Genomic DNA, 15,262 nt, shown 5'->3' with positions numbered 1-15,262 from the left:
CGTGCCTTTCTTACAGGTGTGAACTGGCCCGGATGACCAGCTCGGGGTCGAGGACGATGTCCTGTGAGGGACCGCCGCCCATGAGCGAACGCACGAGGCGCACGGCCGTGCGTCCCAGGCGATCGAAGGGCTGGTGGATGGTCGTGAGTGGAGGTGCGTAGGAGTCCGCGCCGTCGATGTCGTCGAAGCCGACGACCCGCACGTCGCGCGGAACCACTCCCCCGCGCTCGTAGATGTAGCGCATGGCGCCGAGGGCCAGCTGGTCGTTCGCGGTCTGGATGCCCTCGGGCAGACGGCCGGCCGCGCGCATGACGTCGTAGCCATCGCGCGAGTCCCACGAGTCGGGCTGAAGCACGACGGGCTCGATGTCGTAGGACGCGCACGCCTGCTCGTAGCCAAGCCGGCGCATCTGGGCGTCCGACCAGCCGGCGGGACCCGAGACATGAACGACGTCGGTGAGCCCCTGGGCGAGCAGGTGCTCGGTGGCCAGGCGTGCCCCGCGCACATTGTCGACGGCGACGGTCGAGATACCGTCGAGGCCCTTTTCGCTCGTCAGAACGAGGACGGTCGGGAAGCGCTTACCCGATTCAATCGCAACGTCGATCGTCGGGTCTTGGCCTCCCAGGATGATGACGCCGTCGACGTCGAAGGGAGCGAAATCGTTGCGCAGCTGCCCGTCCGGCCCGTACGCGTAGGACATGGACACGTGGTACCCGGCCTGCGCCGAGGCGTTAAGGATCGACAGCAGCACGCGCCCGTGTCCGTGGAACATGGGGGCGGCCAGGACGACCTGCAGGACGTTGGTGCGCTTGGCCGCGAGCGCTCGCGCCGCGTAGTTGGGCACGTAGCCCAACTCCTCGACGAGCTTCGCAATGCGCGCGCGAGTCTTTTCCGACACCTCGGGATCCCCGCGCACGACGCGCGAGACCGTGTTGGTCGAGACGCCTGCCCGCCGCGCGATGTCGGCGAGCGAGACCTTCTTAGCTGCGGGTCGGGACGTGGACATGGGTTGCTGCACTGGCTGCGATGACGGTGGCACGGTCTTCCTCGGCGAGAGCACCGATGGTTTCGAGCTGGGCGAGGAGGGAACCGAATGTCGATGCCTCGATGGGGCCTCGCACGACGGTCACTCCCGAGATCTGGGCGGTCAGGTCGCACAGGAGTCGGTTGCGTGCGCCGCCGCCCACGAGATTGAGCTGGTCGGGGGCCTTCCCCGTGGCCTCGGTCAGCTCGCCGATCGCACGAGCGTATCGGCGCGCGAAGGACTCGATGATGACGCGCACGTAGCCGGCCATGGAGTCGGGACGTGCCGCGCCCTGGGCGTCCAGGGCCTCGTCGATCTTGCGCTGCATGTCACCGGGGGTGGCGAATGCTTCCTCGTCGGGGTCGAAAACGCCGGAGGCTGCGGGCAGTTCGCGAGCCTGGGCGACCAGCTCATCGGTGTCGGTGGGCGTGCCCTCGCGCTCCCACTGGCGCTGAATCTCCTGGAGGATCCACATGCCGGTGATGTTGAAGAGGGGGCGCACTCCCCCGTCGGTGCGGCCCTCGTTCGTGATGCCCAGGTCAAAGGCCGCGTCGCTCATGAGGGGCTGGTCCTCGATGGCGCCGAGGACGGACCAGGAGCCGCAGGACAGGAAGTAGGCGCGCTTACCTTCCTCAATGGGCAGGCCGTGGACGGCGCACGCAGAATCGTGGGCACCGCCGCGCACGACGGTGAGGGTTTCGAGGCCGGGGACAGTGCAGGTGCCGACGACGGTACGGTCTGCGGCGAGTTCACCGAACCAGCCGCGCGGGATACCGAGACGGTTGAAGACCTCGTCGTTGAAGTCGCCGCCGCCCGGGGTGAGCAGGCCGGAGGTCGAGGCGATCGTACGCGACCAGCCGACGACGCCGGTGAGGCGGTACGCAAAGTAGTCGGGCAGGAAGAGGGCGGCAGCGACGCGCTGTGCGTCGGCGGGGTTTTCCTGCAGGTAGGCGAACAGCTGGTTCGCCGTGTTGATGGTGGCCGGCTGGTTGCCGGTCAGGTCGAAGAACTCGCGGTCGCCGATGCGATCGCGGAAAGCATCGAGGGTGCGGGAGGTGCGCTCGTCGCGGTAGGCAATAACGTCGCCAACGAGCTCACCGTTCTCGTCGAGGGGAGCCCAGTCCACGCCCCATGTGTCAATGGAGACAGCGCGGGCGTCCGGGAACTGTTCGAGGGCCTTCTTCAGGCCGGTAATCGTCTCGGCCTCCATCGTTGCCACATCCCACGTGAGGGTGCCATCTTCGCGGCGGCGGGCCTCGTGCTTAAAGCGGTGGATGTCCGTGACGTCGAGGCGTCCGTCGTGCAGCGTTCCGGCGAGGACTCGTCCGGATGCGGATCCAAGGTCAACAGCAAGTACGGTGGTCATTGAAGGTCTCCTGCTCAAAACGCCCTCGCGCGGCGCGTCCCGTCGTTGGGTTCTCGTGCGGCTTTCCTCATCGGCGAGGCCGGGGCCGGATCCCGGTATTGGTGCCCCGCGTGGGGGCGAGCCCGGCCGGGCTCGGGGAGAGAGGACACCCGAGCCCGACCGGTGGTTGCATCAGCGGTACATCGGACCGAAGGTCTCGCAGGCGCGGAAGTCCGCAGCCTCGAGGGACTCGGTGCCGAACAGCGACCACGCCTTGGGGCGGAACACGCGCTCCTCGGGGACGTTGTGCATGTTGACCGGGATGCGCAGCATCGACGCCAGCGTGATGAGCTGGCCGCCGATGTGGCCGTAGGAGATCGCACCGTGGTTGGCGCCCCACGCGTTCATGACGTCGTAGACGCTCTTGAAGGCGCCCTCACCCGTCAGGTTCGGCACGAACCAGGTGGTGGGCCACTCAATGTTGGTGCGCTCTTCGATGGTGAAGGCCACCTCGTCGGGCAGCTCGACCGTGTAGCCCTCGGCGATCTGCATGACCGGTCCGAGGCCGCGCACCAGGTTGATGCGGCACATCGTCACGGGCATCTCGCCGGAGGTACGGAAGTGGGTCGAGAAGCCGCCACCACGGAAGTAGCCGGTCGAGGCCGGGTGGAAGGTCGTGGCCTCGAGCGTGGCCTCGCGGTCCTCCTCGGTGAACTCGTACCAGGGCTTGATAACGTTCTCGCCGTCGCGCACGGCCTTGCCGGCGCCGTCCAGCGTGGTCGAACCGGAGTTACGCAGGTCGAGCAGACCCGCGGCCGCGCGGCCCTCGGGCTTCCAACCGGTGGCCTTCTCGATGGACTCGGGGCTCCAGTAGGTACGCACGTCGGAGAAGATCTGCGGCGTGTTGGTCAGCAGGTAGCCGAACAGCATCGAGGCACCGTTAAGCGAGTCGTTCTCGGTGGCCACGACGGAGGGCTGGCGGATGCCGGTCCAGTCGAAGTTCGTGTTGAGGATGGTCTCCAGAACGTCGCCATTGGGGAAGTGGTCGGTCCACTGACGCTGACCCTGGAAGCCGGCCGCGATGGCGCCGTGGCCGCCGGCCTCTTCCTCGAAGCCCAGCTCGGCCAGGCGCGGGTTGCCGTGCATGAGGTCGCGGGCGATGATCGTCATCTTGGTGACGAACTTCCACCAGTCCTCGTGCTTCTCGGGGTACTGCCACTCCGGCGGGTTCCAGTCCTTGCCCTGCTTGAAGTTCTCGCGGATCCACTGGTAGGCCTGCTCGTACTCTTCGGGATCGTAGATGCCCTCTTCGATGCGGCGGGTGAACTCGGTCATGTCGATGTACTCGTTGCGCATGCCGAGGTAGGAGCCGAAGAAGTCGGGGTCGACGACGGAGCCTGCGATACCCATGGAGACGGAGCCCATGGACAGGTAGGCCTCACCCTTCATCTGCGCGACGGCCAGGCCGGCGGTCGCGTAGTCGAGGAGGCGGGTGCGCACGTCCTCGGGGATGGAGGTGTCGTCAGCGTCCTGCACGTGCTCGCCGTAGATGCCGAAGGCGGGGATGCCGATCTGGGCGTGGCCGGCCAGGGCGGCGGCGAGGTACACGGCGCCGGGACGCTCGGTGCCGTTGAAGCCCCAGATGGCGTGCGGCATCGCGGGGTCCATGTCGGTGGTCTCGGTGCCGTAGCACCAGCAGGGGGTGACCGTCAGGGTCAGGCCGACGTTGTTCGCGCGGAACTTCGCGGCGCAGGCCTGGGCCTCGTGGACACGGCCGATCGTGGTGTCAGCGATGACGACCTCGACGGGGCTGCCGTCCGGGTAGCGCAGGTTGGAGGTGAAAAGCTCGGCGACGGACTTCGCCATGTTCATGGTCTGCTCTTCGAGCGACTCACGAACGCCCTTGCGGCGGCCGTCAATAGTGGGGCGGATTCCGATGCGGGGGTGGTTTGTCATTATTCCTTCATCCCTCATGGTGACGTCGATGTCGGAGCGCGGGGGCGCTCGCCCCCTCGGATCCTTTGAACAAAAAGTGCCGGGTCCGCAGGTCCCACCCCACTAGTGCGGAGTGGGACCCACGGCGGGCCACCGGGTCAGTTTGTCACTTCCCCAGCCCCGGCCTCGTGCCCGATGGAGCTATCGGCTCACTCGTACAGGTTCGCCTTGATCTCAGCGTTGTCGATGTTGGTCTTGTCGTACCAGGCGAAGCCCGAGTCGATGACCTTGGGCAGCTCGCCCTTGTTGATGGCGACGACAGCGGCCTTCACCGTGTAGTAGCCGATCTTGACGGGCGACTGGGTCACGGCGCCTGCCTCGGAGCCGGCCTTGATGGCGTCGATCTGGGTCTTGCCCGAGTCGAAACCGACGACGGTGACGTCCTTACCGGACTCAGCAACACCCTGGACGATGCCCGAGGCGGCAGCCTCGTTGGAGCCGTACATGCCGACGATGTCGGAGTTGGCCTGGATGATGGACAGCGAGGTGTCGGCGGCCTTGGTGACCTCACCGGCAATCTGCTCGTCGAGGAGCTTCAGGTCCGCGGGAGCGTTGGCCTTGAAGTACTCCTTGAAGCCCTCGCAGCGCTGCTTGCCCGTGGTGGAGGTCGAGTCGTGGCAGACCATGCCGACCGAGCCCTTCTTGCCCTTGAGCAGCTCGATCATGTGCTTGGCGGCTTCCTCGGCGGCCTTCTTGTTGTCCGTCTGGACGGTGGTCACCGGGATGTCGGACTCAACACCGGAGTCGAAGGCGACGACCGGGATGCCCTTGCCCTGGATCTCGGTGAGCAGGTCGGCGGCAGCCTTCGAGTCGAGGGCGGCGAAGCCGATGGCAGCCGGGCCGGAGTCCAGAGCGGACTTCAGCTGGTCGGTCTGCTCGGTCACCTTGGTCTCGTCCTGCGGGCCGACGAAGTTCACCTTGTAGCCCAGCTCCTCGCCAGCCTGCTCGGCGCCTTCCTTGACGGCCTGCCAGAAGCGGTGCTGGAAGCCCTTGGAGACCAGGTAGATGGTCTTGGTGCCGTCGCCCTTGACCGCGGCCTTCTCCCAATCCTGGGCGTCGCCGGAGGTGTCAACCTTGGCGGAGCCGGAGGACGCGCTGGGCTTGGCGTCGGAGGAAGAGGATGAGGAGGAGGAGTCCGTTGAGGTCGTGCAGGCAGCCAGGCCCAGGGCCATGGAGCCGACGGCGGCGGCGGCGAAGATACGTCCGATGGGGCGCATTGGTTTTCCTTTCGTGGGGGGCGGGAGTGTTCCCGCCTTTCTGGGGGGTGAACCAGCGTTGGTTCACGGGTGTAATTGGGATGGATGAAGGATCAGGCTGCGTTTTCGCGGATGCGACGCAGGTTGTCGATAACGACCGCCAGGAGCAGGACGATACCGGTGACGACGAACTGCCATTCGGCGGCGATACCCATCATCGTCAGGCCCTTCTTCAAGGTCTCCATGAGGATCGCGCCGACCAGAGCGCCGGGGATCGAGGCGCGGCCACCCGACAGGGAGGTACCGCCGATGACGGCCGCGGCGATGACGTTGAGCTCCATGCCCACGCCCTCAGCGGGCTGGACGAGGCCACCACGGGCCGAGTAGAGGACCGCACCGATGGCCATGAAGGCACCCGCGACGACGTAGATGATGATCTTCCACAGACGCACGTTGACGCCCGAGAGACGCGTGGCCTCCTCGTTGGAGCCGATCGCGAGGGCGTAACGGCCCAGCAGCGTCTTGTTCATGAGGAAGGTAGCCAGGATCGTGAGGATCACGAAGATCAGGACAGCGTTGGCGACGTAGGGGATGATCGTGCCGCTAGCGATGAACTTGTAGCCCGGGTTGGCGATCGAGATCGACGCCTTGTCGGAGATGATCAGCGCGAGGCCTCGGGCAACCATCATCATGGCGAGCGTTGCGATGAAGGGCGGCAGGCCAAGGATAGAAATATTGAGGCCGTTCACGAGGCCGATCGCCATACCGACCAGCAGCGTCAGGATCAGGCCAGCGCCCAGGGGCAGGTTCATCTTGTCGCCCGCCAGGAAGACACCGGCCATGACGGCCACGAGGCTCAGACCCGTACCGACGGAAAGGTCGATACCGGAAGTAGCGATGACGAAGGTGGCGCCCAGGGCCATGACGCCCGTGTAGGCAGACTGCAGGACGATACCCAGGTACACGTCACGATTCACGAACGCGAAGTTGGGCACTGCAAAGCTAAAGAATGCCAGAACGACCAGCAGCGCCAGCGTCACGAGCAGCAGCTGCATGTTGTTCTTCATGAAGGTCTTGAAAGGCGACGGCGCCTCCAGGCCCTTGTTATCGACGACGGCGGTGCTCACGCGTGTACTCCGTTCGCTTCCTCCTGGCCGACGGTGGCCAGTTCCATGATGTTTTCTTGGGTGGCTTCCTCGTTGTCGAGGGTGCCGATGATGCGGCCGTGGGCCATGACGGCGATGCGGTTCGCCAGACGCAGGACCTCGGGTAGCTCCGAGGAGATGACGATGATCGCCTTACCCTGCTGTGCCAGGTTTTCGAGCAGCGTGTAGATCTCGTCCTTCGCGCCCACGTCGATGCCGCGCGTCGGCTCGTCGAAGATCAGGATGTCGGTGTCACGCTCCAGCCACTTGGCCACGACGACCTTCTGCTGGTTGCCGCCCGAGAGGCTACGGACCTCGACGTCGACGCTGGGGGTACGCGTGCGCAGCTTCTCCACGTACTGCTGGGCAACCGCACGCAGCTTCCTGGTCGCGACGACCGAAGCGTTCGTGAAGTGATCCATGGCTGCCATGCCCGTGTTGAAGGACAGGTCCTTGTCGAGGAGCAGGCCGTACTGCTTGCGGTCCTCGGACAGATAGCCGATGCCGTTCTTCACAGCGTCCGTCGCGCTCTTGATCGTGACCTTCTTGCCATGGACGTAGATATCACCCGCGGTATGGGGGTCAGCTCCGAACAGCGCGCGTGCGACCTCGGTGCGGCCGGCGCCAACCAGGCCCGCGAATCCGAAGATCTCGCCCTTTTTGACCTCGAAGGAGACGTCGTGGACGGCCTTGACGGTCGAGAGGTGCTCGACGCGCAAGACGGCCTCGTCGGAGAGCGGCTTGGTGGTGGGACGCGCGTCCGCGGGGACCTCGCGGCCGACCATCATCTTGACGACCTCACTCATGGGGGTCGAGGCCGTGTCCACCGTGCCGATGTACTTGCCATCGCGCAGGACCGAGATGCGGTTGGTGAGCTCGGTAAGCTCGGGCATACGGTGCGTGATGAAGATCAGGCCGGTCGTCGGGCACACGAAGTCGCGCACCAGCTCAAACAGGGACTCCGTCTCGGTCGTGGTCAGAGGAGCCGTAGGCTCATCCATGACCAGGATCTTCGAGTCGAAGGACAGCGCACGCGCAATTTCCACCATCTGCAGACGCGCGACCGGCAGGTCGCGGCAGTAGGCGGTGGGATCGATGTCCATGTTGAGGCGCTCGAACAGCTCGCGCGCGTCACGAACCATCTTGCGGTCGTCGACGTATCCAAACTTGGACGTGCCGGGTCGACCGATGTACAGGTTCTGGGCGACGGTCAGGTCAGGAACGATGTTAAGTTCCTGGTGGATGATCGACAGGCCGAGGTCACGCGCGTGCTCCGGCGACTGAATGTCGACCTTCTCTCCCTGCAGCCAGATCTCGCCGCCCGGGTCGGACTTGTGGATACCGGTGAGCACCTTCATGAGCGTGGACTTGCCCGCTCCGTTCTCACCGCAGAGACCCAAGACTTCACCGGGTCGAAGGTCGAGGTCCACGTCGGACAGCGCCTTCACACCGGGGAACGTCTTTGAGATCCCCTTTAGCTCTAGTAAGTTCGTCACTTCTCACCCCTTGGGTACCAGTAACTTCTCTGTTTCTGGAGTTTGCTCCCCCGGCTTCGTTAACGCTAACGGTCACCGTTCCGGAGAATCGCCCTCTTCGGCGTCCCCTTAAGAGTAGAGCATCACAGTGATCTGCGCGAGCTAAATTCACTCACGCGTAACCAAATCGTAATCGAATTTCGAGAGGGTTCAGTCTGACAATTCCGCATTATTCTGCAGGTTTTCAATGACGGAGTGCGCGACACTATCCAGCCACTCCTGCTCCACCACGCACTCTTTGATCAGCACTTTCCCGCGTGTCGGATCGTGAGGTATCCCCTCTCGTTCCCACTCAAAAAATCCCTCACCTCGTACAGTTGTTGGAAAAGTTCCGTGAACGTTCACGACGCGCCACCACGGGACCCCACCGCCCCAGTCGTGCATAATCCGCCCGACGACGCGCGGACCGGTACCAACCGCACGCGCGATCATGCCGTACGTGGCCACACACCCCTCGGGGATTTCCTCCACGACCCGCAGGACAGCCTCGACGAGTTCTTCCCTCACAGCTCGATCATCTTTTCCACGGCCCACAGAACCTCTCGCGGATCAATCGGGACCACCGCGAGATCCGTGTCCGACAGCGGCTCGGGTTCGCGGTCGGGCAACTCAGAGAACTCCGGTTCTGCAACCTGCTGCTCATCACAGCCGGTCACAACCGTCTCCTCGGCCGCGCTACGCCTCCTCCTCAAACTGCGGCGCCTGGTCGGGCGGCCACGGCCTCGTCGAGAGGCTCCAGCTTCACGCCCATCGCCCGCCCACGGCGAGGACACACCCCCCTCTCCAGGAGGCACCCACCGCGCATCATCTTCCTCCTGCAAGAAAGCATCACCGACCTGATAGGTCACGCCGGAACAATCCAGAACGCGCAAGTGGGCACAGGGCTCTTTCCACGCGCTCTCAGCACGGAAGGCCACGAAGGCAAAGGCATGGAAGTCCGCAGCATTCAGGGCATCGGCGACGGTCGCCCCCTTCGGAGCGACGCAGGAGATGTCGCGCATCACGCGGAACGTGTGCCACAGGGGCTTGTCCCCCAACTCCATCGTCTCGGCGGGTAGCCAGCGCAGGCCATCCACCGTGCCGGTGCGCGGGCCCAGTCGGGTAAACCCGCGAACGAAGCCGACGACCTCGCTGGGGAGAATCTCGTCAACCTGGACAACGCGCGTGCGGTGCAGCTCCACGAGCGCACGATCCCTACTGAGCCACACGCGCATGAGACGGGGCTTCTGGGCAGCCTTAGAGTGCAAGGCCCACACGTCGAGACGCATTGTCGCCCACGACGTCGGGGCCAGCTCGTGCCTCGGTTGGACGGCGTCGACGGGCGCGTCCAGCATCGCCAGGTAGCTGCGCTTATCGACCGTGACCTTGCCGAGCTGACTGTCATGGAAGCGCCGAGGGAAAGGAGCCCGTGCATCCGGGCACCCCCAGAGGCTCGCGGCCGTCACGAGGCGATCCTCATCGCCTTGCCCGCGCGGCTGCGCGCTCCATTCCTGCCAGCGCGTCCCAAACTCGGCGTAGCGCCGCCGCATACGCTCCTCGCGCTCGACCGCGCTCTCTCTGGGGGCGCGCGGGCGGGGCTTCGGCTTACGAGGCGTGCGCACAGCCTCAACGATCCCCGAGACAACGAAGAAAGCGACGACGGCGATAAGCAACGCGACATAGGGATGCCCTGCGATCACTCCCAATGAGGTCCCCTTCTCCGTTCAACAAAAAGCCCCGAGTCCGTGAGAACTCGGGGCATCTGCTCCTGCGACTGGATTCGAACCAGTAACCGTCCGGTTATCGGCTTGGTCACAATGTTACCTTTTTATTTCCTTCGCGCCCGAGCTGGGATAACACCGACGATCTTCCTTCCATCGCCTAGATTACGGCATCTTTCCGGTGGACACGCTCGCACCGTCGCGAGACAGTGAATCACCCACCAATACTTACCCCGCAATGGTCGCAACAGGGGGCCTGCTCATCCCCCCTCCCGCGAGCGCGGGGCGCTGCGAGAGAACTAGGACACACAGATGACACCCCTCTGGGACTGGGACACGGCCGTCGCAGACTGGACGACCGCTATGCAAGCTGCTGGCCGTTCACCCCGGACGATTCGTCTTTACACCTGCCACCTTCGCAAGGTCATCCGCGAATGCCCCGATGGGCCTGCCTCCGTGACCTCGACTGACCTGCGCTACGTGCTCTCCGCGGGGTCGTGGAAGCCGGAGACACGCAAGAGCGTGCGCGGTTCTGTCACGGCGTTTTTCCGATGGGCTCACGGAGCGGGCTTCATCCCCGTCGACCCCGCGCATGGGCTGGCGGCCGTGCGCGTGCCCGCCGGTGTCGCTCGGCCCGTCCCTGACGACGTGCTCCACGACGCGCTCGCACGGGCTGATGAGCGCGACCGCACGATGATTCTCCTCGGCGCTTACGCGGGCCTACGCTGCATGGAGATCGCGCGCGTCCACTCCCGTGACTGGGACGGGACCGGCCTGTACGTGACGGGCAAGGGCGGGAAGACCCGATATGTTCCGGTTATCCGCATGGACCTGCGACGTGCCCTAACCGCCTGCCACGGCTACCTGTTCCCGGGGCAAGACGGCGGGCACCTCTCGGCTGGGTACGTATCGAAGCGACTCGCTCGGGCGCTCCCTGCTGGCTGGACCGGGCACACCCTCCGGCACCGCTGCGGCACCGCCATGTATGCAGGTACCCGTGACCTCCTGGCCGTCGGAGCCGTCCTTGGACACGCAAGGCCAGAGACAACCCGGCGTTACGTGCGTCTGCCCGACGACGCACTCATTAGCGCCGTGAAAGCCGCCGCATAAACACGAAAGACAGCCCCACACCCTCAAATTTGGGTGCGGGGCTGCCTTCATCTTCTACGGATGGACGAGGGAGGGATACGAGGCCATCAGCCCCGTCGCTCCCTTCGCGAGCGCTTGGCGCGCCTGCGAGTCGTTGACAATGATGTGCGCGATCGTCGGCTTGCCTGATGCGTTCAGGCGGTTCCATACGTCCGCGCCGGCGCTCCATTCCATCCCGATGACATCCCACTGGGACAGGTCCGAGGTCGCGACCTCGTTCGGGTAGAGCATCGCCATGACCTTGTAGCCACGGGTCTTCGCGCGCTTCGCGCCGGTGCCCTTCGCGAAGACCTTCCACAAGACCCTGCGCTCAGGGTGCCCACCGAACGTCGTGTCCAAGTAATCGAACAGCTGCTCTTCGGCCGCCAGGTCACCCGGATTGCGCTGGTCCTCCGAAGACGTGGTCTTGTGGTCGATCGCGAGCACGATGTCATCCGGCACCTGATCGATAATATCCGTCAGCCGCATGAAGCCACCCGAGGCCTGGCGGAGCGTGCGCAGCGTCGACCACGGGGTGTTCCAAATCTGGTAGTCGGTGCCCGGCACCGTCCTCGACGTCTTCCAATCGTGGATAGCGACGAACTCGCCCGAGGAACATCTCCTCACGGACAGCTCGAGCGCTTTAAACCCGGCACGCAACGAGGCAGTGAGGCCTGCCTGCGTGAACTCCGGGAATTCGGTCCCGCCCATCCGATGACTGATGTAGAACGGGCGCCGCGACAGGAAGGCCGTCACCACGTCTTCGCCTGCAGGAATCACCGGCGTCGCCGGCGCACGCCTCGATAGGCTCACATCCCCGCCTGCGCGCCGGCGCACGCGCACGACGCCCGCCCTGTCACCGCCTGCGCGCCGGCGCTCGTAAACGACGAGGTCAGGCATGCGCAATCACCTGCACTGCAAGACCGTTAGAGCCCTGCGGGTTCGGATACGTGACAACGAGGTCCGCAGGCTGCGAGCCCGTGCGACGCGCCAACGTCACCGTCTGATAGTTGAGACCCTCCTGCGACGCGAAGGCGAGCTTTTCCCAGCCCGCAGAGACAGCCACCTGCTCCGAGGACTCAACTGCACTCGTCCGCTCGAACGCGAAGCCCAGCACGACGCCAGCACCCGCGAGCGCGGGAGCCGTGCAGGTCGTGGTCTCGGTCGGTGGGGCCTGGCGCTTCTTGACGTCGCCAGCCTTGATCGTGGAGGCTCCTCGGATCGAGGCGGCAGCCCAGCCGATCTCCGCGACCTGGCTCAGCGTCAGCGTGACAGTGGGCGCCCATGGGCCGGTGATGACGACGGCGCGCATCGTGCCGACCCAGTACGGGGCGACAATCTGGTCCCAGCCCTGCGGGACGGTCAGGTTCGCCGGGGTGCCCTGGGCTTTCTCGTTCAGGCCGATCACGATCTTGTCGCCGGCCTTGCCATCGACCTTGATCGTCACGGTCTGGCCGACGACCTGACCGGCTGCGCTGGCGACGAGCGTCGGGCCAGCTGCGGGGGCAGGCCCGGGAGTCGGGGACGGAGCGGGGGCAGCGCCAGAGACGAGGAAGTAAAGCGTGCCGTCCGGGAGTGACTGTGCTTCGGCCTCTGTCGAGCAGACGGTGATGCCGACGCGCTTCAGGGCTTCGGCGAGCTCGGCCTTGGTGGCCAGGCCCGTGAGATCGCTCGTATGGGCGACGCCCGCCACGTCGGCCTTGGTGGCCAGGCCCGTGAGTTCCGCCTTTGTGGCCAGGCCCGTGAGATCGCTCGTGCGGGCGACGCCCGCAACGTCACTCTTGGTGGCGTATCCGGCGAGGTCGGCGCGGCTCGGGAGGTCAGCGACCTGCTGGCGTGTTGCGTAGCCTGCGAGGTCGGCTCGTGTGGCAAGTGGAGCTAGGTCGGTGCGCTTGGCGTATTCGCCGAGGTCGACCTTTCCGCCTGCGGAGGCTCTGGCGAGTTCTTCCTTGGTGGCGAGCGGTTCGATGGCCTTCGCGATCGCTTTGTCTGTGCCTTGCTTCGTGTAGAGCGTGGGCTTTGCCATGGTTAGCCTCCGATTGTGATTGTGTCCCCGTCGTCAGAGACGACTCCGCTGATGGTTGCTGTGTCCCCGTCGCCCGAGACATTCACGTCTGGGGTCCCGGTCTGGGGTGCCGGTGTGGGCGTCGCCTCGCCGGAGAACACGCTGTCGAGCGTGTAAGCCATGCCAGGCTTCAGCATGACTGTCGCTTCGCGCAGTGTCCGGCCGGGGACGCTGAGGCGCAGGTGGACCTGCGTCGGTTCCGTGAGGTCGAGGGGCAGCATGATCTGTCCGCGCGGGTTCGCTGCCCGCGAGACGGGGCCGACTGCCATCATGGACGTTGTCTCCCCTGTCTTGGTCTTCAGGGTCGCCGTGATGTAGGCGAGGTGCTCAGGTGAGCCGTCGAGGCGCGTGACGTTTCCACTCACTGTCGTTCCTCCCATTTATCTACCTTCTCCTGTAGTCTGTCGAGGCGCTCATGCAGTCTGGCGTGAGCGTCGTGAGCGTGCTCGTCAATGGTGCGCTGCGAGGACTCGCGTGCTGTCCGCTCGTCGTGGAGTTCGGCGGCCATCTTGGAGCCGCGCTCGTCAATTCGTCCGACGCGCGCTTGCACGGAGCTGAGGCTCTCGCTGTGCGCGTTGAGAGTGGCCTCCATTCGGGCGCCCTGATCGAGGAGGCCCGTCACCTGCTTTGACAGAGCGCCGATCTGATCCGAGACAACCCAGACAGTCTCAATCGCCTTGTCGAGGTCATCGCGAACATTCGTGTCGTGATTGTTCTTGATTTCCTTATCCGCGCTCTTCGCAGCATCACGGGCCTCAGACGCGGTCTCCGAGATATGCGCGAGCCGCGCGTCGAACAACCTGCCGACGTACCGTAGACCCGCAACGACAGCCGCGGCGGCAGCGCCAATGATGGCAACAACCGCCGCGACAATCGCTGTGACGACCTTCGGGTCGGCAATAATGTCAATCACGTGCGCTGTCCGACGTGCCCGTCAGCTCATCGAGCGGCTGCCCGCCCGGAGTCGCGGCGCCCACCCAGTCAAGGATGCTCGCTCCATTGATTCGGACTGCGGATAGCATCGTGTACACCGACCACGCGACGCCCAGGAACACGCTCATCTGCGTGACCAGCAGACGCCACGTCGCCGGGTACGAGCCGGAGACCCACACGACCGCAGTCGTGACGAGAGCGACCGCGACGAGGAGCACCACGCGGCGGCGGCGCGTCCACCACGGCTTGTCCAGCGCAGCCTGAACCATCGGCCAGACGAGGCCGATAACCACCGTCGTGATGAAGGGGTCCGATTGAAGCCCCATCAACAGCTCATCCATCTCATTCCCCCTTCTCCGCGCCCGCGAGCGCCTGGTTGATTGCCGCGTTGGTGACGGCTCCGTAGTATTCGTCAACCTCGACGCCGACCGCGCTTTGCAGCTGGCCGACCACGCGGTCGTGGGCCTCGTCAGACTCTTCACCCCAGATGCCGTCCGGGTCGGCCCCAATGACGGACTGAACGTACTCGACACCGAAGGGGAACTGGCGGCCACCCCAGGAGCTGGCCGCGACCACGGCGTAAATACGCTTAGTCGTATCGGGGCCGATGACATTGTCGGTAGCAGCACCAACTGCGGCCTGCAGGGCCGTGATATCGGTGTATCCCTCTGCGGTGGTCGCACCGCCGTAGTGAGGTCGGATGACAGCGCAGACTGCGGACCAGTCTCGGGTGCGTCGCCATACTCCACCGCCGTTGCTCTGCGAGCCCGCGACGCCAGACGACGTGTTGAACTCGATGGTCTGCAACCAACTGCCGTAGTTGGCCTCAACAATTCCGACGTGGTCGGCGATACCATCGTCGTCCCAGTCGAAGCAGACCAGGTCTCCGGGTGCGGCCTGTGTCATCGGTGAGACGAGCTGGCCTTCGCGGGCGGCGGCGTTGATGCCGTAGGGCACGTAGGCAAAGTCACCTCCTGGCAGGACGGAATTCTTCTCCTCGTCCGTTGCACACCACGACGCGCCCATTGCGCAGAAGGGGACGCCGGAGGTGCCGTAGTATGCGCCGTGTTTCTGGGCATACCAGCGGCCATACTTCGAGCCTTCCTCGGGGTCGTCCCATCGGGTGTAGCCGATTTCGCCGGCTGCCCAGCCGAGGACATTCTGTGCGGTCATGCTCATCGAGAGGCCTCCGTCTG

The 15,262-nt window shown here is 65.1% G+C and carries 15 protein-coding genes; 1 reads left to right on the top strand and 14 read right to left on the bottom strand.

Features of this window, described 5'->3' with window-relative positions; genetic code table 11:
• Positions 1 to 10: 10 nt before the first annotated feature.
• The 8 genes from JJJ16_RS00545 to JJJ16_RS00510 all read right to left on the bottom strand — a co-directional run bounded on the left by JJJ16_RS00545 (position 11) and on the right by JJJ16_RS00510 (position 9,919).
• On the bottom strand, positions 11 to 1,006 hold the full coding sequence (locus tag JJJ16_RS00545; RefSeq protein ID WP_219750964.1) for a LacI family DNA-binding transcriptional regulator: 996 nt from the start codon (positions 1,004 to 1,006) through the stop codon (positions 11 to 13).
• Positions 981 to 2,390, bottom strand: coding sequence for a rhamnulokinase (locus JJJ16_RS00540; protein ID WP_219750963.1), 1,410 nt, complete (start codon positions 2,388 to 2,390; stop codon positions 981 to 983). Before JJJ16_RS00540 ends, JJJ16_RS00545 begins: the two co-directional genes overlap by 26 nt.
• Before the next feature lie 171 nt (positions 2,391 to 2,561).
• On the bottom strand, positions 2,562 to 4,325 hold the full coding sequence (locus JJJ16_RS00535) for an L-fucose isomerase (RefSeq protein WP_219750962.1): 1,764 nt from the start codon (positions 4,323 to 4,325) through the stop codon (positions 2,562 to 2,564).
• Between the two features lie 188 nt (positions 4,326 to 4,513).
• A complete protein-coding gene (locus JJJ16_RS00530) occupies positions 4,514 to 5,581 on the bottom strand; it encodes an ABC transporter substrate-binding protein (protein ID WP_219750961.1) in 1,068 nt (355 codons plus the stop codon).
• A 92-nt stretch (positions 5,582 to 5,673) separates the two neighbouring features.
• Entirely contained in the window at positions 5,674 to 6,687 is a 1,014-nt protein-coding gene (locus JJJ16_RS00525) for an ABC transporter permease (protein WP_413243677.1), read from the bottom strand.
• Positions 6,684 to 8,201, bottom strand: coding sequence for a sugar ABC transporter ATP-binding protein (locus tag JJJ16_RS00520; RefSeq protein ID WP_219750960.1), 1,518 nt, complete (start codon positions 8,199 to 8,201; stop codon positions 6,684 to 6,686). The genes JJJ16_RS00525 and JJJ16_RS00520 overlap by 4 nt, the downstream gene beginning before the upstream one ends.
• A gap of 189 nt (positions 8,202 to 8,390) precedes the next feature.
• Positions 8,391 to 8,747 (bottom strand): MGMT family protein, encoded by a 357-nt coding sequence (locus tag JJJ16_RS00515; RefSeq protein WP_219750959.1) that lies wholly within the window; start codon positions 8,745 to 8,747, stop codon positions 8,391 to 8,393.
• On the bottom strand, positions 8,744 to 9,919 hold the full coding sequence (locus JJJ16_RS00510) for a hypothetical protein (protein ID WP_318836532.1): 1,176 nt from the start codon (positions 9,917 to 9,919) through the stop codon (positions 8,744 to 8,746). The genes JJJ16_RS00515 and JJJ16_RS00510 overlap by 4 nt, the downstream gene beginning before the upstream one ends.
• Positions 9,920 to 10,252: 333 nt before the next feature.
• Here JJJ16_RS00510 and JJJ16_RS00505 point away from each other — a divergent pair, with 333 nt between their 5' ends.
• The gene (locus tag JJJ16_RS00505) at positions 10,253 to 11,050 is read left to right on the top strand and encodes a tyrosine-type recombinase/integrase (protein ID WP_219750957.1); all 798 of its coding nucleotides are present in this window, start codon (positions 10,253 to 10,255) and stop codon (positions 11,048 to 11,050) included.
• 54 nt (positions 11,051 to 11,104) lie between these two features.
• On the opposite strand, the gene JJJ16_RS00500 is transcribed toward JJJ16_RS00505, so the two are convergent.
• From JJJ16_RS00500 to JJJ16_RS00475, 6 genes are read right to left on the bottom strand one after another with little or no spacing between them, the layout of a single operon-like run.
• Positions 11,105 to 11,968, bottom strand: a complete 864-nt coding sequence (locus JJJ16_RS00500; RefSeq protein WP_219750956.1) for a glycerophosphodiester phosphodiesterase — start codon at positions 11,966 to 11,968, stop codon at positions 11,105 to 11,107.
• Positions 11,961 to 13,094, bottom strand: coding sequence for a hypothetical protein (locus JJJ16_RS00495; RefSeq protein ID WP_219750955.1), 1,134 nt, complete (start codon positions 13,092 to 13,094; stop codon positions 11,961 to 11,963). The genes JJJ16_RS00500 and JJJ16_RS00495 overlap by 8 nt, the downstream gene beginning before the upstream one ends.
• A gap of 2 nt (positions 13,095 to 13,096) precedes the next feature.
• Complete coding sequence (locus JJJ16_RS00490) at positions 13,097 to 13,498, bottom strand: hypothetical protein (protein ID WP_219750954.1); 402 nt, start codon at positions 13,496 to 13,498, stop codon at positions 13,097 to 13,099.
• Entirely contained in the window at positions 13,495 to 14,046 is a 552-nt protein-coding gene (locus JJJ16_RS00485; RefSeq protein ID WP_219750953.1) for a hypothetical protein, read from the bottom strand. The genes JJJ16_RS00490 and JJJ16_RS00485 overlap by 4 nt, the downstream gene beginning before the upstream one ends.
• On the bottom strand, positions 14,039 to 14,407 hold the full coding sequence (locus JJJ16_RS00480) for a hypothetical protein (protein WP_219750952.1): 369 nt from the start codon (positions 14,405 to 14,407) through the stop codon (positions 14,039 to 14,041). The genes JJJ16_RS00485 and JJJ16_RS00480 overlap by 8 nt, the downstream gene beginning before the upstream one ends.
• A gap of 1 nt (position 14,408) precedes the next feature.
• Entirely contained in the window at positions 14,409 to 15,239 is an 831-nt protein-coding gene (locus tag JJJ16_RS00475; RefSeq protein ID WP_219750951.1) for a CHAP domain-containing protein, read from the bottom strand.
• Positions 15,240 to 15,262 lie beyond the last annotated feature (23 nt).

It is taken from the genome of Schaalia sp. ORNL0103, from assembly GCF_019429565.1.
Classification (GTDB): Bacteria; Actinomycetota; Actinomycetes; order Actinomycetales; family Actinomycetaceae; genus Pauljensenia.
Note: the sequence above shows the minus strand (reverse complement) of the source record. Positions and strands in the feature narration are given on the sequence as shown.